Source organism: Aquirufa avitistagni, assembly GCF_042715545.1.
GTDB classification, from domain to species: Bacteria; Bacteroidota; Bacteroidia; order Cytophagales; family Spirosomataceae; genus Aquirufa; species Aquirufa avitistagni.
In genome coordinates this window covers 216512-239956 of sequence record NZ_JBBKXZ010000004.1, presented here as the reverse complement: position 1 = coordinate 239956, position 23445 = coordinate 216512, and the positions used below count along the sequence as shown (strand labels likewise).

Below are 23445 nucleotides of genomic sequence, written 5' to 3'. Positions count from 1 at the left end.
ATTTGTAGCTTAAACAATAAATCTATGAAATCATTCGCATTATTCTTGAGTATTATGCTCTTGATACTCACCAATGCTTTCGCGCAAACAAATTCGGACGAAACGATCAAACAATTATCGAAAGATAAGTGGCAGTGGATGGCCAACAAAGATGCCGATAAGTTGGCGGATTTGTTTGATGAAAAGTGCGAGTTTGTGCACATGGGAGGAACTTGGGGGAAAGCGCGCGAAGTGGATATCATCAAAGCCGGTTTTATTTGGTATAAACAAGCAGAGGTCTATTCTACTAATGTGAAATTCTACCGGAATACCGCCATTTTATTAAGCGATATCGATTTAGTCGCGCAGGTAGGTGGCAACGTGGTTACGAATCCATTTATGGTAACTGAAGTATATGTATTGGATAATAATACATGGAAAATGGCCCAATTAACATTTTCTCATTTATCTCGACCGGTTAAATTAAAACAATAAAACACATGAAAAAGCTAGTATTTTTATTGAGCATCTTGCTCGTTTCTATTTCATCTTCCTTTGCGCAGACTGCTGCAGAAAAAGAATTGATCCAATTGTCGATGGACAAGTGGCAATGGATGTCAGACAAGGACGTCGATAAACTAGAAAAACTGTTCGATCCCAAAGCCAAATTCGTTCACATGAGCGGAACATGGAAGAAAGACGAAGAATTGGACATCATTAAAACGGGGCGCATTTGGTATAAAAAAGCGACAGTGAAAGATACTGCGATAGAGATTGTAGGGAATACAGCGATCGTTTGGAATCGAATTACATTAGATGCTATCGTCCGGGAACAAGTGGCGGTTACTGAATTCACGGTTACAGAGGTTTATCAAAAACAAGGCAAGGATTGGAAGTTGCTTGCATTGACCTTCAGCAGCGTGCGTGATACGCACCAGATTAAACACTAAGATAAATTGAATATCTTTACCACAAACCTGCTAATTCACCACGACTATGATCAAGAAATATTCCGTTAAGATTAACAAGAAAGTCCACCAGGTAGAGGCGGATGAAAATATGCCCCTTTTGTGGGTGCTACGTGACATCCTAGGCATGGAAGGTACGAAATACGGTTGCGGTGTCGGCTCTTGCGGCGCTTGCACAGTACACTTAAATGGCGACGCTGTTCGCTCCTGCCAATTGCCCATTTCGGCTTTAGCGGGTATGGAAATCACCACTATCGAAGGTTTGTCAGCGAAAGGCGATCACCCCGTTCAAAAAGCGTGGGTGGATGTGGACGTCGCGCAATGCGGTTATTGTCAGTCTGGCCAAATCATGAGCGCCGCGGCTCTCTTGAAAAACACACCTAATCCAACGGAAGAAGATATTGAAAACTTCATGACGGGCAATATTTGCCGTTGTGGAACCTATACGCGTATCAAAAAAGCCATTCAACTAGCCGCTGCGAAATCATGAAAAAGACAGACTCAACTTACAGCAGACGCTCGTTCTTGAAAGTAACGTCGCTCTCCGGGGGAGGCATGATGTTAGGTATTTCTTGGTTCGCAAGTGCGAAACCAGAAGATAGCTTAGCGGAATTAAATATCGAACCCGTATGGCAAGAGGTGACTAGTTTCATCAAAATTGCGTCAGATAATTCGATCAAAATATTCTCTCCTAATCCAGAGTTTGGCCAAAATGTGATGACCTCTTTACCGATGTTAATTGCAGAGGAATTAGACGTGGATTGGAAGCAAGTGGAAGTGGAACAAGGTAATTACGACCCAAAAGCTTTCCCGCGCCAATTCACCGGAGGTAGCCAAGGTATTCGCATGGCTTGGAAGCAATTGCGGACAGTAGGTTCAGCAGCGCGTCAGATGATTTTGACGGCGGCCAGCCAGGCATGGAATTTGCCAGTAACAGAATTGACCACCGCTAACGGAATGGTCACGCATGCGTTCAGTGGTAAGTCTGAAACCTACGGCACTTTTGCCACGGCAGCTGCGAAATTACCCGTGCCCAAAGACATCGTCTTGAAAGGAAATCAATCGTTCTGCTTAATCGGTACCCCACAAAAGAATGTAGTAGCACCCAAAATTGCACAAGGAAAACCCTTGTTCGGGATGGACTACCGCGAGGCGGGGATGTTAATTGCGATGACCGAACGTCCCCCGGCTTTTGGTATGCGACTGAAATCGTTCGATGCAACCGCAGCGAAGAAGATGCCGGGAATCGTGGATATTTTCCCGATCCAAGTGTTTAAAGACGACCATAAATTTGCGGGTTTTGATACGCGTTCGTTCAACGAGGTGATTGCCGTCGTGGGTAAGTCTACTTGGGATGTGATGAACGCACGAAAGAAAATCAAAGCCGTGTGGGAAGTGGCGCCAGAAAGAAAAGAGATGGGCGTGAATAATCGTGAAACGACTGTTCCATCGGGCCTAGAAAGTACGACAAAACATTATGCTCAAATGCTCGAAATGAGCAAAAAGCCGGGGGTCATCGAGCGAAAAGATGGAGATCCAGATAAGGCTTTTGCGGAGGCGAAACACGTGATTGAGCGGACTTATACCGCACCTTTTTTGGCGCATAATATCATGGAACCGACGAATACGTTTGCGCATTATGTGGGCGACAAAGTTCGTTTCGTTGCGCCTATCCAAATCCCCGATTGGATTATGCCATCGATCGTGGCTCGTTTAGGTATCCCTAAAGAAAATATATCGATTGAATTAGTGCGTATGGGCGGCGGTTTCGGTCGGCGAGCGTATGGTCACTACATGATCGAGGCGGCCTTGATTTCTAAGCAAGCGAATGCACCCGTTAAATTAATTTACTCGCGGGAGGATGATGTGAGTGCGGGTATTTACCGTCCGTCCTACCAGTTGACCTACCGCGCCGCTTTCGATGAAAACAAGAAGCTGATTGCTTTTCATGCCAAAGGTGGTGGCGTTCCTGAATCCCCTTTACATGCGAATCGTTTTCCGGCAGGTGCGATTGACAATTACCTAGCGGAGAGTTTTGTGATTCCATCGAACATTACGATTGGCGCTTTCCGTGCCCCTCGTTCGAACTTTAACGCGGCGGCGGAACAGTCATTCTTGGATGAGATTTCGGAGTACATGGGTAAGGATCCGATTGTGTTCCGTTTGGAATTATTGCAGCGGGCTAAAGATAACCCGGTAGGCAAAACCAACGATTACGATGCGAGCCGCTATATGGGCGTGTTGGAATTAGTGCGCGAAAAATCAGGCTGGGGAAAACAGGAAAACGCGGGTAAAAAACGCGGTGTTTCAGCGTATTTCTGCCACAATTCCTATGCAGCACAGGTCATCGATTTACAGGTGAAAGGCGACCAAGTGACGGTTGACCAAGTAACGACAGCCTTGGATTGCGGTGTAGTTGTGAATCCGGAAGGGGCGAAAAACATGGCCGAGGGTGCGGCGATTGACGGGATAGGAAATGCCTTGTTTGGTCAATTAACTTTAACAGACGGTCGCACCGATCAACGTAATTTTGATACCTACCGCATGATTCGTCACAATGAGGCACCGAAGAATATCGAAGTGCATTTTGTGAAAAACGAAATTGATCCGACAGGATTAGGAGAGCCTCCATTCCCTCCGATTTTTGGGGCGATGGCGAATGCATTGTATCAGGCGACGGGGAAGCGTTTTTACCAACAGCCTTTTCAGCCACATTTAAATGGGTAGATGATATATGAAAAATGTCGTTATTATAATTCATTTGGTGATTTCAATTTTAGTATCATTTCAAACTACCGCTCAAAGTTTAGAAAAACCTTTGCAAGGTAATTGGTCAAAAGGTCCCTCTGAAAGGTTCTTTGGCGATGTTTGGGTAGAATATTTCGTTAACGATTCGGAAAGTGACTTCCTTGCTTCTAGGGTTTTATTTGAACCTAAAGCTCGAAGCAATTGGCATAAACATACTGGCAAACAAATTATTTTTGGAGTGGATGGAGAAGGATATTTTAAAGAAAAGGGTAAGCCAATGATTCAACTAAAAAAGGGGGATTTAGTAGAAATTCTTCCTGGTGTCATTCATTCTCATGGTTCTTTAAATAAACAATTTATTCAAGGTGTCATGATGAATGGTATTTCAAAAAAAGAATCTACTGTGTGGCTGAATCCTGTTATAGAGGAAGAGTTGTACGAAAAATAATGGTTGAACATATTACTTATTAAGAGGAGCAGTAATCAAAAAGAGGTTATAGACTTCTTACAATTAAAAGGGTGATTAATTCTTTTAAAACCTAATCAACCAGAATGGACTTATATTTTTTGGAAGTATAGGGGCGGTGCTAAAACCGAAGCAGAACGACCTTATTTGATACAATTTTGATACAATCAGATTAACCAATATAATACTTATACTATTATATTTTGACGTTTTAGTCCGATTTGAGTTCAGTCAGATTTGTTTCATTCCCACCGTCCGGACCGCCAACTACAATTTAAGTCTCTGATATTCAGGGACTTTTTTTATGCCCGGTGCTAAATGGGGTGCTATAAATAAATTCTATTTTTATTTAAAGTAAATATTCCTTCACTAAGTCTCCTGATTAAACATACTTTGTAACATTATTCATAGTATTTGTCTATTTTTCATAAGTATATTTAGGAAGGATTCCCCAACTTTATTGAATGAAGACTTTTATTAATTCGCTTCTTTTAGCTTTTATTATTCTGCTTGCTAATTCATGTTCCTTCAAAAAAGAATACAAATACCGTATTGTTTTTTTACAATGCTGCCACGATGATTGGCGAAATGTGATGAATAGTGAAATGAGAAGGGAGTTGGCATTTCATCCAGATATTAAGTTTGAAATCATTGAATCGTATAGTGATACTAAAAAGCAATTAGAACAGATTAAGGAAATTGATAAGCAAAAAATTGACTTATTAATTATTTCTCCCAACGAATCCAAGTCCTTTTCCACTGCTATCGATGAAATATATAAGTCGGGGATTCCCGTAATTTATGTTGATCGAAAAACTAATTCCGAACAATATTCTGCCTTCATTGGAGCAGATAACTATGAAATAGGAAAAACGGCAGGCAAGTTTATCGCTAGTCAGTTTAAAGGTCGAGGTAATGTCATTGAATTAGAATTGGAAATGACCTCTTCACCTGCCATCGAAAGAAATCGTGGATTTAATGAGGCTATTAACCTTTATCCCGAACTGAATAAAGTGGCGACTCTCGAAGTCAAAAATATCGAATTAGATATAAATAAGAAATTAGCAGGTACATTAAAAAATCACCCTGAAACGAATATTATTTTCGCGCACACTGATTTTTTAGCATTATCTGCCTATCGGACGGCCCAAAAATTAGGGAAAGCAAAAGACTTATTCTTTGTTGGTATCGATGCAATTCCGGTGATAAATGGTATGCAATTGGTTAAAAATGGCACATTAAATGCCACTTTATTGTATCCTACGGGTGGCGCTGAGGTAATCCAAACCGCTGTTAAAATTCTAAATAAACAGGCCTATAATAAAGAAACGAAGCTTTTGACAAATGTGATAACATCGGATAATGTCAATATTATGTTATCCCAAATCCAGAAAATAAAAGAACAACAAGTTGAAATTGAGCGGGAAACATTAAAAATTAATGATTTGAATAAAACCTACTCAACCCAAGGAAACCTTTTATATTTTATAACTGCTTTGCTTACGGTTATGGTTGTTTTAGGGGTTTTTCTATATTTTCTTTTAAATGAAAAACAGCAGTCTAATCGAATTTTAGAAGAGCAGAATTTGGCAATTCTCGAACAAAAAAATGAAATAGAAAAAGTGTCTCTTTTAGCAAAAAAAGCAACAGAAGACAAAATGAGGTTTTACTCCTATATTTCACATGAATTCAAAACACCTTTGAGCCTGATCCTTACTCCGACTGAGGATTTGTTGCAAAGAAAAAGTACCGACTTAAAGGAAATACAATTAACTCTAAAATTGATCAATAAAAATGCTTATCGCCTATTACGTCTCGTTGATCAATTTTTAGAGATGAGAAAGTTGGATGCTGGGAAAATGGAATTAGAAATTGGGCAAAATGATTTAGTTGCTTTCATCAAAGAAATAGTACAAGATTTTAATTTAAAGGCAAAACAAAAACAGATCGATCTTCAATTTATTAGTCCTTTTAAAGAGATTCAATTCGGTTTTGATCCTGAAAAATTAGATAAGGTCTTATTCAATCTCATTTCTAATGCTTTTAAATACACCCCAGATGGGGGCTTTATTCATGTGTCAATTTTAAAAAATATAGATAAAATTGAAATAAACATTGCCGATAATGGGATCGGTATGACCCCCGAAGAAAAAGCTAATGCTTTTGATTTATTTTACAGAGGAAATAAAAATATTTCTTTAGGAACGGGTTTAGGCTTGGCTCTTTCACAAGAGTTTGTTGCCTTGCACAAGGGAGAAATCACGATAAATTCAGAAAAAGGCAAAGGGACCACCTTCAGAATTGTACTTCCTATCATGGAGGTAAAGCACCTTTTGTTAGATAATCCTGTACTAGTTTCTTCTAAAAATAATATTGAATTTGAGGAGGATAGTGCTCCCTTGGAAAAAATCAGTACAAAACCTGCGTTTGAGAATACGCTAATCGTGATTGAAGATAATCATGATTTAAACCAATTTTTAACCCAAAAATTAGAGAAAAGCTATACAGTAGTGGCTACCGATAACGCAGAAGATGGCTGGCAAGAAATTTTAACCTGTATTCCTGACATGATTATTTGTGATGTGATGTTGCCCGGTATGGATGGCTTCGCTTTGACGCAAAGGGTAAAATCTGATTTCAGAACCTCTCATATTCCAGTAATTTTATTAACTGCTAAAAGTCAAATTGAAAGTCAAATTGAAGGGACAAAAGCTGGGGCTGATGATTATATTTTAAAACCGTTCAACCAACAATTATTAGAGGAAAAATTGAAAGGTTTGGTTGAAAATCGGGAACGTATGAGACGCAGATTCTCAACTGAAGTTATCCATCCCAATCAAGTTCAGAAGGGAGAAAGAAGATTTTTAATAGAATTTGAAGCATTAATCGAAAAAAATATTCAAGACAGTTCACTATCAGTCGAGAAATTAAGTCAAGAGTTAGGAATGTCCAGAGTTCAGTTATTTAGAAAAATATCAGCCTTGACAAACCGAAATGTGGCGGATTACATTGCTGATTATAAATTGCGAAAAGCAAAGAATCTCCTAAATGATCATGAAAAAAACATTTCTGAGATTGCTTACGAGTTAGGCTTCAGTACGCCAAGTTATTTTACGACCTTCTTCAAACAGAAGACAGATAAGACGCCAAGTGATTGGCGGAATAGTTAAATGTATCAATTTTGGTATTTCGTGTTACAATCCTTGTACTATGAAATTAATTTCTGTTTAAATATAATATAAAGTATTGACAATAAAGCACTTACAAATTGTTACAGAAATGTAAGTATTTGAAAGAATTCTAATATCCTGCCCTACAGGATTGCTCTAATTTTGATTCATTAAAACGTAATAAGTTTGTAATGAATCAAAATATTAAAATATTTTTCTGGTCGCTCTCGGCTTCTTTGGGTGGTTTTCTTTTTGGCTTCGATACGGCCGTAATTTCTGGTGTTGAACAAACACTTCAAAAACTTTGGGAACTCAATTCCTTAGAACACGGAGTAACCGTTTCTATTGCTTTAATTGGTACTGTTGTAGGCTCTCTAATTGGGGGTATTCTTGCCGATAAATTTGGCAGAAAAAAATCGCTTTTCATTATCGGCATTCTTTATTTGCTTTCTTCTTTAGGTACCGCTTATGCTTTCGATTGGTCGGTATTTTTAATATTCAGATTTATGGGCGGTCTAGGAGTTGGTGTTTCATCGGTCGTTGCTCCCTTGTATATATCCGAAATCGCTCCAGCTCACAAGCGCGGACGTTTGGTAGCGATGTTTCAGTTCAATATCGTTTTAGGGATTTTAATGGCCTACCTGTCAAATTACTTTTTATCTGGTATAGGTGAAAATGAGTGGCGTTGGATGTTAGGAGTACAAGCCTTCCCTTCGCTTATTTTTACCATTACGGTTATGTTAATTCCTGAAAGCCCACGCTGGTTGATTCTTCAAAGAGGAGATGTTTCCACCGCACGAACTATTCTTCATTCTATTGACAAAGATGCTGCTGAGCAGATCATCGTCTCAATCCAGAAAAATACCATTACAGAGAAAGTAGTTTTGTTCCAAAAAGCCTATAGTCGGCCAATCTTGTTAGCAGTATTATTTGCGGTATTTAACCAAGTTTCTGGTATCAATGCAATTATATATTTCGCTCCCCGCATTTTTGAAATGGGAGGTATTGGTAAAGATTCAGCTTTATTGTCTTCGGCGGGAATTGGGCTAATGAACCTCATTTCTACATTGTTAGGTATTTCGATGATTGATCATTTTGGACGTCGAACCTTAATGAAGGTAGGCTCCGTCGGACTTATTCTTACACTTATTTTGGTTTCTCAGGCATTATTTAGCCAACAAATGAGTTTAAATGTTCCTTTTTATCTTTTCGCGTATATCTCTTTCTTTGGTTTCTCTCAAGGAGCAGTTATTTGGGTGTTTATATCGGAAATATTTCCTAATGAAGTCCGAGCTAATGGACAAGCCTTAGGCAGTTTTACACATTGGCTAATGGCGAGTTTCATCACTTTTACCTTCCCTTATTTTGCTGAAACCTTTGGGGGTGGGATCGTCTTTGCCTTTTTTGCTTCTATGATGGTTTTACAATTGCTTTTTGTATGGAAACTCATGCCTGAAACTAAAGGAAAATCACTTGAAAACATGGATAACATAATAATTACGCACTAGAAATATGCAGATTCATAAATACAAGATCATTTGCTTTGGCGAAATGCTTTGGGATATGCTTCCTACAGGAAAAATGCCTGGTGGAGCCCCCATGAATGTTGCTATTCAATTGAAAAATATGGGTAATAATGCTGTAATCATTAGTAGAGTAGGCACAGATGATTTAGGGAATGAATTGCTCAGATTTATAAAAGATAATGGGCTATCAACTCAATTTATCCAACACGGGAAAACGCACCTAACTGGTGTTGTGAAAGTGAATATTGAAGATAAAAATAATGTTAGCTACAAAATTGTCAAACCCGTAGCTTGGGATTATATCGGAGTAGAAATTGATGCATTGGAAGCAGTTAAACATTCTGATTGTTTCGTCTTTGGAAGTCTTTCAGCCAGGTCAGAGGAAACCTTTAATACACTTAAAATACTCTTGGAGGTAGCAAAATTTAAAGTGTTGGACATTAATTTACGCCCACCTTATTACAACAAAGAAACTATCACGTTTTTACTGAAAAAAACAGATTTCCTGAAACTTAATCACATTGAATTAGATGAAATATCAGGCTGGTTTTTTACCAAAGGGACAATTCAAGAAAACCTAAATCATTTGTCCGAATTATTTAACATCGATACGATTTGTGTAACACAGGGTGAAGATGGAGCAATGCTTTTACATCAAAAGGAGTTTTTCCATAGTCCGGGATTTGTGGTTGATGTAGTGGATACAATTGGCAGCGGTGATTCTTTTTTAGCCTCCTTTATCTCAAATTTCTTAAAAAATGTCGCCCTAGAAAATGCCTTGATTGAAGCATGTGCAGTGGGAGCATGTGTGGCCACTCACCATGGAGCTTCTCCTCTAATTTCCAAAGAACAAATTCAGCTTTTAATAAATAATCATTCAGTACGAGTTCCTTTTAGTAAAGTTTAATACATACAATTAAAATAATTCAAATTATGAAAAAAACCTTATTATCTTTTTTTGTGATGTTTTTAACATTACAAGCGGCTTATGCCCAACGCCAGGTGACTGGCACGGTCCGAGGAGGCGACAATAATGTGCCTCTTATCGGTGCAAGTGTACTAGTGACTGGTACAAAAATTGGTGCAATCACCGATGTAAATGGCAAGTTTTCAGTTTCAGTTTCTGAAAGTGCTTCTACTATTCAAGTAAGTTTTAGTGGGTATGAAAAACAGGACGTATCCATTAAAGGAGTCAGCGATGTACAAATTACCTTAGCTTATGGAAAAGAATTGAGCGAAGTAGTAGTAGTAGGTTACACGTCTCAAAGAAAACAAGACTTGACTGGGTCAGTGGTGGTTGTTGATTTGAAACCCATCAAAAATATCAGCTCAGGTAACCCGATGCAATCTTTGCAGGGGCGTGTACCTGGTTTGTACATTGAAAAAGATGGTTCCCCTAATGGTAGTAACTCCCGAATTTTAATTCGTGGATCTAATACTTTGGGGAATAACGACCCATTGTATATCATTGACGGAATTCCAACGACTCGTCCTGAAGTTTTCCAAAACATGAATCCGTCAAATATTGAATCAGTTCAAGTCTTGAAAGATGCCTCTGCTGCATCTATTTATGGTGCAAGAGCCTCGAATGGGGTTATTATCGTCACCACAAGAAATGGAGCTAATTCAGATGGAAAAATTGAATTTCAATTCAATAGCAGTATTTCTGCGCAATCAGAAAAATCCATGCGTTTTAATATGTTGAACTCTTTGGATAGAGGTAAAGCCTTGTGGCAAGCCTCTGTCAATGATGGGCAAGACCCTGCTGCTGGTTATGGTGATATCTATTCCTTTGACTGGAATAATAATTTCCAAAGTCCAAAATTAAATGGCGTTACCCTTAAACCTTTCGTAGGTGGAGACGCCAATACACCAGTAGGTGATACCAATTGGCAAGATGTCATGTACAAAACAGGTATCGTGACACAAAATGATTTCACGGCATCTTATGGAAATAAAAATTCTTCGTTAGAAATCAATATTGGGCAATTGAAAAATACGGGGATGTTGCGATTTACGAACTACGACCGTTTGAGCGGAAGCATCAACGCTATGACACGAGCATACAATGACAAATTGAAGTTTGGTGTTAATTTACGCATTGCAAATTCGAATGAAACACTTACTGCAAGAGATTTGGGAGGTGCTTCAACTACTTTTTTAGCTGCTACCCTTGTCCCTACAATTCCTGTTTTTCAGAAAGACGGCAAAACATATGCGGGTGCATCAGGTGGTGGATATTCGGATAGAAATAACCCTTTGCACATGCAAGAACTTGCGAAATGGAACAATGCAAATCGTTTGAGTTCGTTTGGAAACATTTTCGTAGAAATTCAACCGATCAAAAACCTCTTTTTCAAATCGAATTTGGGCGTTGATAACGCGACATACTTAAATAAGGTGATAACGCCTACATTTTCGGAAGGCGCTTTTAACCGCACGACAAACAGCTTAGCTTTTGACCAAAATCATTACATCAGTACAACTTGGTCAAATACATTGCGTTATGATTGGGATTTGAATGCGAAAAATCAGTTCAAATTCTTAGTTGGTACTGAATATATCAAAACAGATTTGGATTTTCAATTCACGAAGAAAGAAGGATTTGCTCTTCAATCAGAGGATTATTTTACGCTAAATGCTGGAACAGGAAACACCACTGTTTCAGGAGGTTCTACAGGAAGTCGTTTATTCTCTCAATTTGCTCGTGTTGATTATAATTTTTCAGATAAATATTTAGCTGCTGTTACCGTTCGTCGTGATGGTTCATCTCGTTTTGGTTCAGATAATCAATATGGAATTTTCCCTGCAGCCTCTTTAGGTTGGAGAATTGACCAAGAGAATTTTATGAAGAGTAATAAAATTTTCTCTGAACTCAAGGCAAGAGTCGGCGTAGGTCGCGTAGGTAATCAACAAATTGGTGATTTAGCTCGTTTTGGTCTATTTGATACAAGATACGGAACAACTCAGGCTCAATTAGTTGGTGGTTTTTGGGAACAATACATGAACATCGGTACAGCTTATTCTTTGTCTGGAGCTAATACCGGGACATTGCCTTCAGGATTCGTTCAAACACAAGCGGCCAATTCGGGATTAAAGTGGGAAACTACAGATGAAATTAACGTAGGTTTAGATTATGCTATTTTGAACAATAAAATTTTCGGATCATTTGATTATTTCACGCGTAATACTTCCGGCATTTTGATTACGCCACCAGTAGCGGCAACGCTTGGTGAGGGACAATCAAAAGCAGTTAATGGTGCATCAAAATCAAATAAAGGCTGGGAATTTGTATTAGGATACCGTGGATCAGTGGGAAATGATTTGAAATTCAATCTTGTTTCAAACTTTGCACGTTTCAGAGATGAAATTACCGAATTGCCAGAAAATGTACGTCCAGCTTATGCAGGGAACTTGGTAAATACCATTATTGGACATTCACAATTTGATATTTTCGGTTACAAGACCAATGGACTTTTCCAATCGCAAGCTGAAGTAGATGCGGCTCCTAAACAAATAGGTGCTGGTCCAGGAAGAATTCGATATGTGGATATTAACGGAGATAATAGAATTGATGATTTGGACAGAACTTGGATTGGTACCACATTACCAGCACTTGAATATGGATTACGATTAGATTTGATCTATAAAAAATTCGATGCCTCTATTTTCGGTTCAGGTGTAGCGGGTAGAGAAGGTTTTGATGTGTATACTGTTTTCAATAATTTAATGAGAAGTAGAGAAAATGTTGGTCCCGGTGTATTTAACGCATGGACACCCCAAAACACAAATACCAATGTGCCTGCTCTAACATTGAAGGATAACAATGGAGAAGGTCGTACGTCTGACTATTTCATCGTCAATACTTCGTATTTCAAAATGCGAAACATACAAGTAGGTTATAACCTCACTCCTAAATCTGTATTTTCAAGAATTCGTTTTTATGGAATGGCTGAAAACTTATTTTGGTTAAAAAGCAAGAATTACTTGAGCCCAGATCCAGAGCGTATTGACCTTGACCCTGTGCCGATTCCAAAAACCTTCACTTTCGGAATTAACGCATCTTTTTAATCCTAAATCGAATTAATGAATGACCTCCAAGGGGGTAATAAAACTTAAATTTTTAAAAAAATGAAAAACATAATAGTTTCAACTATAATCGTTTCGAGCCTATTTTTATTCGGCTCCTGCCAGGATGAACTAAATTATACACCCACAGGTGTATTGTCTTCATCTGATTTGACCTCTCCAGCGGCCATTGATGGTTTGGTGACATCTGCTTATGCGGCCATTGGAAATGGTGATATGATTGGACCCATCTATAGTGACTGGGTATACGGAAGTGTTCGTTCTGACGATGCCTACAAAGGTGGGGGTGGTACGGGTGACGTTGGAGAAATAGATGCCTTAGAACACTATAATCTGACTACTCCTACGCTTGGTGCCTTTGTAACTCGTTCATGGCAAAACCTTTTCAAGTCAATTTCTAGATGTAATGTCGCCCTTCGTGCCGTAAATACGCTGGATGAAGCCAAATATCCATCTAAAAAAATACGTTTAGCTGAATTGCGTTTTTTAAGAGGTCATAGCTACTTTGTTATGAAAAGATTGTACAAAAACATTCCTATTTTCGATGAAACTATTTCTGATGAAGAGATTCTAAAAGTTTCTAATACGCTAAGTAATGATGAATCTTGGAATAAAATTGCGGCTGATTTTCAATTTGCTATTGATAATTTACCAACTACACAACAAGAGGTAGCTCGTGCAAATAAGGTAGCAGCTCAGGCTTATTTAGCCAAGGTACGTTTGTACCAGGCTTATGAGCAAGATGCAACTCATAAAGTTGTAAATATCAATAAAACAAAATTGCAAGAGGTTGTTTCCCTTACACAAGCAGTTATTTCTTCCGGGAAATATAGATTAAGCTCGGACATTGCAGATAATTTCTTGCCGGAAACGGAGAATGGTCCAGAATCCATCTTTGCTATCCAATTTACTGTGAATGATGGAACGACGGCAGGACGTATGAGCTACGAAGATGGCTTGAATTATCCTCACGGAGCTCCACAATATGGGTGTTGTGGATTTCATGCAGCAAGTCAAAACTTAGTTAATGCACATACCACTGATATTGACGGTTGGCCCAATTTTGAAACATTTAATGACAGCAATGCAAATCTGAATAATCAAACCGTTGATCCGCGCCTTGACCACACCGTTGGAATCGATGGACACCCATATAAATATGATAATTCAAAACCTTTCAGCAATAGTTGGGTACGTGATGCAGGTGTATATGGAAATTTTCATACCATGCGTTTTCAACAATTGGCCTCTAGTGGTTCATATTTCAAACTTGGACCATTTATGGGAACTGCAAAAAATTATGATATTCTACGCTTCGATGATGTCTTGTTAATGCAGGCCGAAGCTTACATTCAATTAGGACAACAAGAGAAAGCTTTAGACATCATTAATCAAATCAGAAATAGAGCAGCGGCAAGTACGGGAAGACTAAAAAAAGCAGACGGAACATTTGCTTCCAAGTATAATGTAAAGCCTTATTCATCTACAGTCTGGACACAGAATTTTGCTTGGAAAGCTTTAATGTGGGAGCGTAGAATTGAATTTGCTACAGAAGGCTCACGTTTTTTTGACTTAGTACGTTGGGGTATTGCTGAACAAACGCTGAATGGGTACATTTCAAAAGAGAAAGTTAGAAGACCCTATTTAGCGACAGCGAAATTTACAGCTGGACGGGATGAATATCTACCAATTCCACAAGCGGAAATCACTTTCACGAATGGATTGTATAAGCAAAATCCAGGCTTCTAAAATACCTATCAATTTTATTAATGGTTAAAAATGGTTCGAATGGTAGTAGTTTTTTACTACTACCATTTTTTTTAATTCATTCATCATAAACTCAAAATCAATGCAAAAATTAGTCACTTTTTTGGCTGTTATATGCCTGCTAAATGCATGTATCCCTTCTGCTACTTACCGTCCCGCTTACCATTACACTCCGGAAAAAAATTGGGTGAACGACCCCAATGGATTAGTCTATTTGGATGGAGAGTACCATCTTTTTTATCAGTATAATCCAGCGGGAGATAAATGGGGGCACATGAGTTGGGGGCATGCTGTGAGCAAAAACCTTAAAACTTGGGAAGAACTACCGCTTGCCATACCTGAAACGATGAACGCGGATGGTTCAACTAACATGGTATTTTCTGGAGCGGCCGTTGTGGATAGTCTAAATACGTCGGGCTTTTTTGAGAAAGGTTTTACCAAAGGTATGGTGGCCATATATACTTCTCACTTAAATAAAAATGGAGAAGGTATGGCACAGAGTCAAAGTTTGGCTTATAGTTCTGACAAAGGAAGAACATGGAAATTCTATGACAAGAACCCTGTCTTAGCTATCGGTTTGAAGGATTTCAGAGACCCCAATGTGTTCATGCAGGAAGGAAAGTGGAAAATGATTGTTGCAAAACCACTGGAATTTATGGTGCAGATCTACGAATCTACAAATCTGAAAGAGTGGACATTATTGAGTGAGTTTGGCAAAATGGGTGATGTAGCAAAGATTTGGGAATGTCCATCTCTATTTAAGGTTCCTGTCGAAAATTCAGATAATTCAAAATGGGTAATGCTGATTTCGAGCGCAGCGGAGGCCACAGAATTTACTGGGATGCAATATTTCGTAGGGGAATTTGATGGAAAATCATTTGTGCCAGACAAACAAGAAGGGGTTTTAAGATTGGATCGAGGGAAAGATTTTTATGCGGCAATCCCCTTTCAAAACCTTCCTGCAAAAGACAAAAATCCGATCATTATTGGCTGGGGTAGCAACTGGAGCTATGCAGGAGATATTCCTTCAGAAGGCAGGAGAGGGATGTTTTCGATGCCACGAAAATTATCTTTGGTCAAAGAAAATGGGCAATTTCGTTTAGTTCAAAAGCCAATCTATTCCAATCGTATCCACTCCAAAGAGTTAATACTGAAAGCGAGTGAATTGACAAAACCGAAAACTTGGGAAATGAAAAATAATTCCTACAAACTAGGCTTAGTTATTGACTTAGGAAATTCCAATGGTTTTGCAATGGAATTGCTAAAAAATGAGGAAGAGAAATGTGTGCTAACTTATAATGCAATGACTCAAAAATTGTTTTTTGACAGAACCAAGTCTGGAAAAATTGACTTTAACAAAAATTTCTCAAGTATAGAAAGTATGCAGGTGGTTCCCCAAAATGGTGTCCTGAAACTAGATATTTTTGTAGATAATTCAATTGTAGAAGTATTCGCCAATGAAGGTAAAGTCGTATTGACTGATTTGGTTTTCCCCCAAAAAAATGGAGGCAAAATAATCCTTTCTTTGTTAAAAGATTAATAAAGCACCAAGTTTAATTTATTCCATTTGGTTTCATTATTCATTAATTGTTCTCAAATATCTGAATTATTAGTTTTCGATTGAAAAGTAATAAAAAAGAATATTTGGGAAGTAATATTCCCAGCTCGTGCCACGGAAAAAGAAACTGGAGGTTGTTTTGAAATGGTGAAAACGATTCCTTTATCATTATTTATATAAAGGGTTGGTCCAGCACTTTTGAGACTACTGGAACTATCATTTATTTTAAATGGGTTGTGAAATTTTTGTGATCATTTTATTATTTTATGGCATTTAATTATGGAAACATTTGCTGCAATTAAACTTGGTCCTAAGCTAAATAAAATTGATGGTACCCCGAATGAAAGACGTGGGATATAACCAAAAAGCAAACCCAAGCACCCAACATTTAAACCTCATATTCATAAATCTGGAGATTCCAAAAAGTAGGTGAGGGTGGTGCTAAAACCGAAGCAGAACGAACTGATTTGATACAATTAGATTAACCAATATAATACCTATACCATTATATTTTGACGTTTTTGTCCGATTTGAGTTCAGTCAGATTTGTTTCGTTCCCACCGTCCGGACCGCCAACTTGGTAAAAGCTTTAGATAAATCTGAGGCTTTTTTATTTATTGCTATATCACTAGCAATCCCATTTCGCGCAATTCCTCTACGATTTCTCCCTCCCAAAAATTTCTAAAATCTCCCAAGCCTGATGGGTTGAACTCTTTTTGGAATTCCTCAAATGTCCATGTTTTGGAAGGTCCAAGTGAGATGCGCGCTAATATGTCAACAAGCCACATGCCCAATTGCTCAGGAACAATTAATTCCTCTTCGTCCCGTCCCAAACTCATTTGCAATATGTACTTATCTCTAGAGCGTTTTTCCAAGGAAGGGATGGGTCCGAGCCAACAAATTTTAGCATTGGGTTTGGGTAATTCTTCTGGTTTTGGCGCTAAAATACGAGCAACGTAGTTCTTAGGAATCTGTGTACGGGGTATCTTAAAATCGAACCATTCCTGCAGCGGCATGTCTAATCCAATGCCATGCATGTAATTAAACAACGATTTTTTTAACCCCTCACTAAATTGGGCATGATCCGTTCCCGTAGGATCCGCATGTTCCAAATCATTATTAGCAAAGCTACCTGGTTCAGGGTTTAGTATTTTTATGTGATATGCGTCCGGATTTAGGCCCACCGGACTATGCGCCGTTAAGGCAAACTGATGCCAAAAACCAGAGTGCATCACCCCATTTTCAATGAATTGACGAACCACTTCCAGCGAATCAACCGTTTCTTGTGCAGTTTGTGTTGGAAAGCCATACATCAAATAAGCATGCACTAATATGCCTGCTTGTGTAAAATGATCAGCTACCTGGGCAACTTGTTCGACCGTAACACCTTTGTCGATTAATGTCAACAATCGGTCAGAGGCAACTTCCAATCCACCCGAAACGGCAATGCAGCCTGACCTCACCAGGAGTTGGCATAAATCCTTCGTAAAACTCTTCTCAAATCGAATATTTGTCCACCAAACAACCGTCAAATCCCTTCGGATAATTTCCAATGCCACATCACGCATCAATGCCGGCGGTGCAGCTTCATCTACAAAATGAAAACCGTTGTTGCCTGTTTGGGCAATCATGTCCTCAATTCGGTCAACTAACATGGGTGCCGAGGTGAATTCGTAGTCTTTGATATAGGATAATGAGATGTCACAAAAGGTACATTTCCCCCAATAACAGCCATGTGCTAAGGTCAATTTATTCCATCGGCCATCACTCCACAAACGGTGCATCGGATTGGCAATTTCGATCACCGATAAATAGTTTTCTAATGGTAAACCCGTGTAATCTGGGGTGCCTACATCTTTTTGCTTCACGTCAGAATCCTTCGATCCATTCAGGTAGGTGACGGTTCCATCGATGCAGCAAAAAGTTCGTTTCAAATCTTTCAATGCTCGATTGCCTTGTAGATGCTCCAAAAGATTCATCAAAGGCGTTTCTCCATCATCCAACGTGATGAAGTCGACAAATTCAAAAACGCGAGGTTCTTGTAAGGAGCGCAATTCAGTATTTGCATATCCACCACCAAAAGCTACTTTGATGTGTGGATGGTGTTTTTTAATCCATTGTCCACAGCGCAATGCACTGTATAAATTACCAGGAAATGGTGCCGTTATGGCGACTAGATCGGGTTTTTCTTGTTCGATTTTGGCCTCTAAATGTGCGACCAATAAGTCATCGATATATGTAAGTGGCGCATCAAGTGCTTGGTGTAATTCATGAAATGTGGAAGCTGACCTACCTAGTCTTTCAGCATAGCGGCTGAAACCAAAATGTGGATCAACGGCTTCGATGATTAAATCTGAAATATCTTCTAGGTAAAGTGTTGCCAAATGCCGCGCTTTATCCCGTGTTCCCATACTGCCAAAGGCCCATTCTAAATCCGTTATTTGCTGAAAACGGGATGCCTCAGGTAGGTAATTCTGTTCAGCAATGACGTGCGCCATTGTTGGATTTTTGTCGTGCAAAAAGGAGATAACCGGGTCGATGGTTCGCAGGTAGGACTTTTTGAGTCGGAGCATACGCGCCCCATTGGCATTTAGTTTTTGTCCTGAGCCTTCAATGTATTCAAATAATTGTTGGAGTCCTGTTTTTGAAAAAAGTTGTAGGATAACCTCCAAACCTAAGTCGGCCTGACCAGACGCCAATCCTTTCGTATTCAAAAACCCTTTTAAATAAGCCGTTGCTGGGTAAGGCGTATTTAACTGGGTAAATGGTGGGGTGATAAAAAATACTTTCGGATTTTTTGTGCTCATGGACGTCAAAAGTACTTCAAAAGCGGCTAAAAGAAAAGTCCCCCCTTAAGGGCAGTTTTGCAAATTCAGCAAAACCACTAACTTGCTGTCCTTAACCTCTACCTATGAAAAAGATTTTACTTTTACTGTTATTCGCATGTACGTTTGTTGCTCAATCGAAGCCTTTGCGTATTATTTTTATTGGTGCTCACCCAGATGATTGTGACATCAAAGGCGGTGGAACTGCGGCGCTATTCGTTGAAATGGGACACCAAGTCAAATTTCTCTCTGTCACAAATGGTGATGCTGGACATCAATCACAAGGTGGCGGGATGCTTGCTAAGCGCCGCATTGCAGAAACCCAGGAAGTAGCGAAGCGTTTAGGCGTTTCCTACGATGTACTAGATAATCATGACGGTGAATTATTACCTACCCTGGAGATTCGCTTACAAATTATTCGAAAGATTCGGGAGTGGAAGGCAGATGTGGTGATTGCTCCTCGGTCAAATGACTACCACCCTGATCATCGTTATACCGGTGTTTTAGTTCAAGACGCAGCCTTTATGGTAGGTGTGCCAAACGTCGCTCCCGATGTAGAGCCCCTTCGTAAAAATCCAGTTTTTCTTTATTTCCAAGATAATTTCAAGAAACCAAATCCTTTTCAGCCCGACATAGCGGTGGACATTACACCTGTGATTGCTAAAAAATTAGCCGGCCTCGATGCCCACCAATCGCAGTTTTATGAGTGGTTGCCTTGGATTGGAAATTATGAGTCCGAAGTACCTAAGGATCCTTCCAAATACAAAGAGTGGTTATTGCAAAAACGGGTGGCGAAGCCTAATCCTGAAGTTCAAAAGAGCCTAGTAAAATGGTACGGGTCCGCGCGTGCAACTAAGGTTCTTTATGCTGAAGCTTTTGAAATATGCGAATATGGTACGCAGCCAACGGAGGCAGACATTCGTAATTTATTCCCCATGTTGAAGGCAGATTAAGATATGTTAATTATGAAAAAAATCTATCTCCTTTGTGCGCTATTACTTGTTCATATTTCGCTTTTTAGCCAAGCGTGGAAACCCCTTTTCAATGGAAAAGATTTAACCGGTTGGCAACATGTTGGAGGAGGCTCCCGCTTCGTTGAAAATGGATTGTTGGCCAGCAAAGGTGGCATGGGTCTTTTGTATTGGACGGGCGGAAAATTAGGCAATTGCCAAATCCGCGTCGTATACAAAATGCAAAATTTCAATAGTAATTCAGGCGTATTTATTCGCGTTCCGGCTGAACCCAAAGAGGAATGGATGCCTGTCTTTTATGGCTACGAAGTGCAAATTGATAATCATCCGGAAACTTCAGGCGAAGACGAATATCACATTAGCGGTACACTGTATGCCTTTACAAAGCCGAAAAGCAAACCTGGAAAACCAGGTCCGGAATGGAATACGCTGTTGATTACCTTGGATGGGCCTAGGACGATTGTCTACCTAAATGATCAGCTCGTGACCGACTACCGAGAAGGAGAACCTGTTCCTCCTCGAAAATTCGATTTTGAACCGTATCCGGGTCGCCGACCGAATTCCGGGTATTTTGGCTTGCAAAATCATGGCGATGAGGATGTCGTTTATTTCAAAGAAGTATCCGTTAGACCCCTAAAAAAATGAAGCGTTCCGAATTTATCAAGAAGAGTACTTTGGCCTCGGCTGGATTTTTTATTGTGCCTCGCCATGTCTTAGGTGGGAAAGGTTTTGTGGCACCCAGTGACAAATTGGTCATTGCGGCGATTGGTTGTGGAGGCGAGGGGGATAATGACATCCAACATTTAGCGAAGACACCTAATAATAATTCGACCATCGGTTTTCTATGCGACGTGGATCAGCGACAAGCGGCTCCGAAGCGTAAGCAATTTCCGAAGGCTAAATTTTACGAAGATTGGCGGGAGTTGTTTGACAAAGAAGGCAAGCATTTTGATGCGGTGACCGTAGCAATTCCGGATCATAATCATGCTTTGGTAGGTCTGCGTGCTATGCAAATGAAAAAACATTTGTACTTACAAAAACCGTTGACGCATGACATTCATGAAGCTCGGATTATCACTCAGGCTGCCTCAAAATACAAAGTCGTTACCCAAATGGGGGATCAAGGCGCTTCCTGTGAAGGGATGCAAACCATGCGTGAATGGATTGAGGCAGATTTAATTGGCGAGATTTCCAAAGTCTATTGTTGGACCGATCGTCCCGTGTGGCCACAGGGAATTTCGTGGCCGAAAACACCTAGTCGGATTCCGAAGGAATTGAATTGGGATTTATGGTTGGGTACTGCTCCCAAAACCAATTACATCGAAAACCTCGTGCCCTTCAATTGGCGGGGTTGGTGGGAGTTTGGTACAGGTGCGTTAGGCGATATGGGTTGCCACATCATGGGCCCGCCGTTTAAGTTATTGAATTTAGGTTATCCGCATGAGGTGTCGGGAAGTGCTTCTACGACCTACAGTGGCGTATTTAAAGAGTCTGCTTTCCCGGAGAGTGGGCCTATTTCGAGTTCCTTGAAATATCGGTTTACGATGAATAATGGCAAGGATTTGGATTTGTATTGGATGGATGGGGGTATCACGCCGGAGCGTTTACAGGCTTTGGCACCTGAGGTGAATATGAATGATGCCTTGGGAGATTATCCTGGGGAGAATGATTTTGAGGGTTCGACCTTATTTGTGGGATCGAAAGGTGTGATTGCTTGTGGCTGGGGTGGTTCGCATCCACGTTTATTTTCAAAGGAATTACAAGAAGCGGCGAGTCACATTCCGCAAAAATATGCCCGAGTTAAGGGTGGCATGGATGGTCACTGGTGGCAGTGGATCGATGCCAGTATTGCAGGTTATGGCAATATGGAAGTGAGTTCTCCTTTTGAGGGTTATGGAGGACCGTTAACGGAAACGGTTTTGTTAGGTAATCTCTTGTTGCGAAGTTTCAATATCCGCGAAAAGGTCAAACGTATAGATCCCGTTTATGGCGCGATGGAGGGTTATGCGTATAGCGGTCGGTACAAAGCTTTAAAATGGGACGGTGCGAATATGCGTGTCACGAATTACGAACCTGCCAATCAGTTTGTGCGAAGAACGTATCGATCAGGTTGGGGGGATTTGGTCCTTTAGTCAAATATACGTTTGTTGGCCACCAGCGGTTTGGCCCAAAACCCAATGCTCATGATGTAGGCCATACTCAGAAAAAGGATACTCATGCCTGTTTTTAGGCCAAAAATATCCCCGATTCCACCGACTATGAAGGGGAAAATAGCTCCACCTACGATTCCGGTAACGATGATGCCTGCAAAGGAGCCATGGTGTTCAGTGACTGAATTGAGCGCTAGGGAAAAGATGATGGGGTACATAACAGAAGCAAAAAATCCAATTAACGGGAAGGCGATTAACGCAGATTTTGCGTTCCCAAATAACGCGAAGGCGAGTGCGATGATGGCCAACGATGTAAATGAAATTAACACGATTCGGCTATCCAATAATTTTAGTAATACAATTCCCAAGATGCCTCCGGCGGTCATAAGTCCCCAATAATAGGCGATGGTATCGGCTCCGTCAGTCTGTGGATTTAAGCCGTGATAGGTTTGTAGAAATTGCGAAATCCAGGTGGCAATACCTTGTTCAGTGCCTACGTAACATAGCATTGCGATGAAATACAGGATCACTTGTTTGTTTTTGAAGAGTTCGAGGTGGATGGCGATGGCACCGGGTTTTTCATCTTGGGCTAATTCAACTGTCGGGAATTTAGTGCTCAGGGTAACCAACATCATTACTGCGGAAATCCCAATGAATAGGATGTACAAACTGAGCCAAGGAAGGTGGATGCCGATGAAATATTGATACACCATGGGACTTAAAAAGGAGGCAAAGCCAAAAATTAACTGGGCCCAAACCGAGTAATTGGCATAGTTTTCCTCGCCTCCTGCAGTTCGCAATAAAGGGTTTATGACTACTTGTAACATGGCCATTCCACTGCCGATGAGGAACAAGGACAGAAGAGCGGTTAGGTAATGAGGGGATAAAACGATTAATAAAGAACCTAATGTTGCGAGTCCAAAAGCCATCAACATCACTTTTTTCTCTCGGTAAGTTTCTAGTAAAATACCCGCTGGAATAGAGGTTACACCGTATGCGATAAAAAAGGCAAAGGGGAGGAGTGATACTAGGGTTAAGCTCAGATGGAATGACTTAATCAGTTCAGGGATGATGGGCCCCATAATGTTCGAAATGAACGAGATGACAAAAAATGTCACTAAGATGATAAAGACGAGATATGGGCTTTTTTTCATTTACTTACCTTTGGCAATCCTCCAAGGTTTGCCAAAGGTAGTGTTTTGAGGATTTAGTGGGAATGTAAAAACTG

16 protein-coding genes are annotated in these 23445 nt (G+C 40.0%); 14 read left to right on the top strand and 2 right to left on the bottom strand.

What is annotated here, in order from left to right:
- Positions 1–24 precede the first annotated feature (24 nt).
- The 11 genes from U0R10_RS11195 to U0R10_RS11145 all read left to right on the top strand — a co-directional run bounded on the left by U0R10_RS11195 (position 25) and on the right by U0R10_RS11145 (position 16253).
- The gene (locus U0R10_RS11195; protein ID WP_377984061.1) at positions 25–474 is read left to right on the top strand and encodes a nuclear transport factor 2 family protein; all 450 of its coding nucleotides are present in this window, start codon (positions 25–27) and stop codon (positions 472–474) included.
- A 5-nt stretch (positions 475–479) separates the two neighbouring features.
- Complete coding sequence (locus U0R10_RS11190; RefSeq protein ID WP_377984060.1) at positions 480–929, top strand: nuclear transport factor 2 family protein; 450 nt, start codon at positions 480–482, stop codon at positions 927–929.
- 49 nt (positions 930–978) lie between these two features.
- Positions 979–1437, top strand: a complete 459-nt coding sequence (locus U0R10_RS11185) for a (2Fe-2S)-binding protein (RefSeq protein ID WP_377984092.1) — start codon at positions 979–981, stop codon at positions 1435–1437.
- A complete protein-coding gene (locus tag U0R10_RS11180) occupies positions 1434–3674 on the top strand; it encodes a xanthine dehydrogenase family protein molybdopterin-binding subunit (protein WP_377984059.1) in 2241 nt (746 codons plus the stop codon). The genes U0R10_RS11185 and U0R10_RS11180 overlap by 4 nt, the downstream gene beginning before the upstream one ends.
- A gap of 7 nt (positions 3675–3681) precedes the next feature.
- Positions 3682–4143 carry a cupin domain-containing protein gene (locus tag U0R10_RS11175; protein ID WP_377984058.1) on the top strand — a complete coding sequence of 154 codons (462 nt, stop codon included), beginning with the start codon at positions 3682–3684 and terminating at the stop codon, positions 4141–4143.
- A 482-nt stretch (positions 4144–4625) separates the two neighbouring features.
- The gene (locus U0R10_RS11170; protein WP_377984057.1) at positions 4626–7331 is read left to right on the top strand and encodes a substrate-binding domain-containing protein; all 2706 of its coding nucleotides are present in this window, start codon (positions 4626–4628) and stop codon (positions 7329–7331) included.
- A gap of 191 nt (positions 7332–7522) precedes the next feature.
- Entirely contained in the window at positions 7523–8839 is a 1317-nt protein-coding gene (locus U0R10_RS11165) for a sugar porter family MFS transporter (RefSeq protein WP_252624079.1), read from the top strand.
- A 4-nt stretch (positions 8840–8843) separates the two neighbouring features.
- On the top strand, positions 8844–9764 hold the full coding sequence (locus U0R10_RS11160) for a carbohydrate kinase family protein (protein ID WP_377984056.1): 921 nt from the start codon (positions 8844–8846) through the stop codon (positions 9762–9764).
- A gap of 26 nt (positions 9765–9790) precedes the next feature.
- Positions 9791–12928 carry a SusC/RagA family TonB-linked outer membrane protein gene (locus tag U0R10_RS11155; protein WP_377984055.1) on the top strand — a complete coding sequence of 1046 codons (3138 nt, stop codon included), beginning with the start codon at positions 9791–9793 and terminating at the stop codon, positions 12926–12928.
- 60 nt (positions 12929–12988) lie between these two features.
- The gene (locus tag U0R10_RS11150; RefSeq protein ID WP_377984054.1) at positions 12989–14695 is read left to right on the top strand and encodes a RagB/SusD family nutrient uptake outer membrane protein; all 1707 of its coding nucleotides are present in this window, start codon (positions 12989–12991) and stop codon (positions 14693–14695) included.
- Between the two features lie 100 nt (positions 14696–14795).
- A complete protein-coding gene (locus U0R10_RS11145) occupies positions 14796–16253 on the top strand; it encodes a glycoside hydrolase family 32 protein (RefSeq protein ID WP_377984052.1) in 1458 nt (485 codons plus the stop codon).
- 638 nt (positions 16254–16891) lie between these two features.
- On the opposite strand, the gene U0R10_RS11140 is transcribed toward U0R10_RS11145, so the two are convergent.
- The gene (locus U0R10_RS11140; protein WP_377984051.1) at positions 16892–19078 is read right to left on the bottom strand and encodes a B12-binding domain-containing radical SAM protein; all 2187 of its coding nucleotides are present in this window, start codon (positions 19076–19078) and stop codon (positions 16892–16894) included.
- 104 nt (positions 19079–19182) lie between these two features.
- On the opposite strand from U0R10_RS11140, the gene U0R10_RS11135 reads away from it, so the two are divergent.
- From U0R10_RS11135 to U0R10_RS11125, 3 genes are read left to right on the top strand one after another with little or no spacing between them, the layout of a single operon-like run.
- Positions 19183–20049 carry a PIG-L deacetylase family protein gene (locus tag U0R10_RS11135; protein ID WP_377984050.1) on the top strand — a complete coding sequence of 289 codons (867 nt, stop codon included), beginning with the start codon at positions 19183–19185 and terminating at the stop codon, positions 20047–20049.
- Between the two features lie 12 nt (positions 20050–20061).
- Positions 20062–20712 carry a 3-keto-disaccharide hydrolase gene (locus U0R10_RS11130; RefSeq protein WP_377984049.1) on the top strand — a complete coding sequence of 217 codons (651 nt, stop codon included), beginning with the start codon at positions 20062–20064 and terminating at the stop codon, positions 20710–20712.
- On the top strand, positions 20709–22199 hold the full coding sequence (locus tag U0R10_RS11125) for a Gfo/Idh/MocA family protein (protein WP_377984048.1): 1491 nt from the start codon (positions 20709–20711) through the stop codon (positions 22197–22199). The genes U0R10_RS11130 and U0R10_RS11125 overlap by 4 nt, the downstream gene beginning before the upstream one ends.
- Here U0R10_RS11125 and U0R10_RS11120 read toward each other — a convergent pair.
- Positions 22196–23371, bottom strand: a complete 1176-nt coding sequence (locus U0R10_RS11120; RefSeq protein ID WP_377984047.1) for an MFS transporter — start codon at positions 23369–23371, stop codon at positions 22196–22198. The two genes, U0R10_RS11125 and U0R10_RS11120, sit on opposite strands and share 4 nt — an antisense overlap.
- Positions 23372–23445 lie beyond the last annotated feature (74 nt).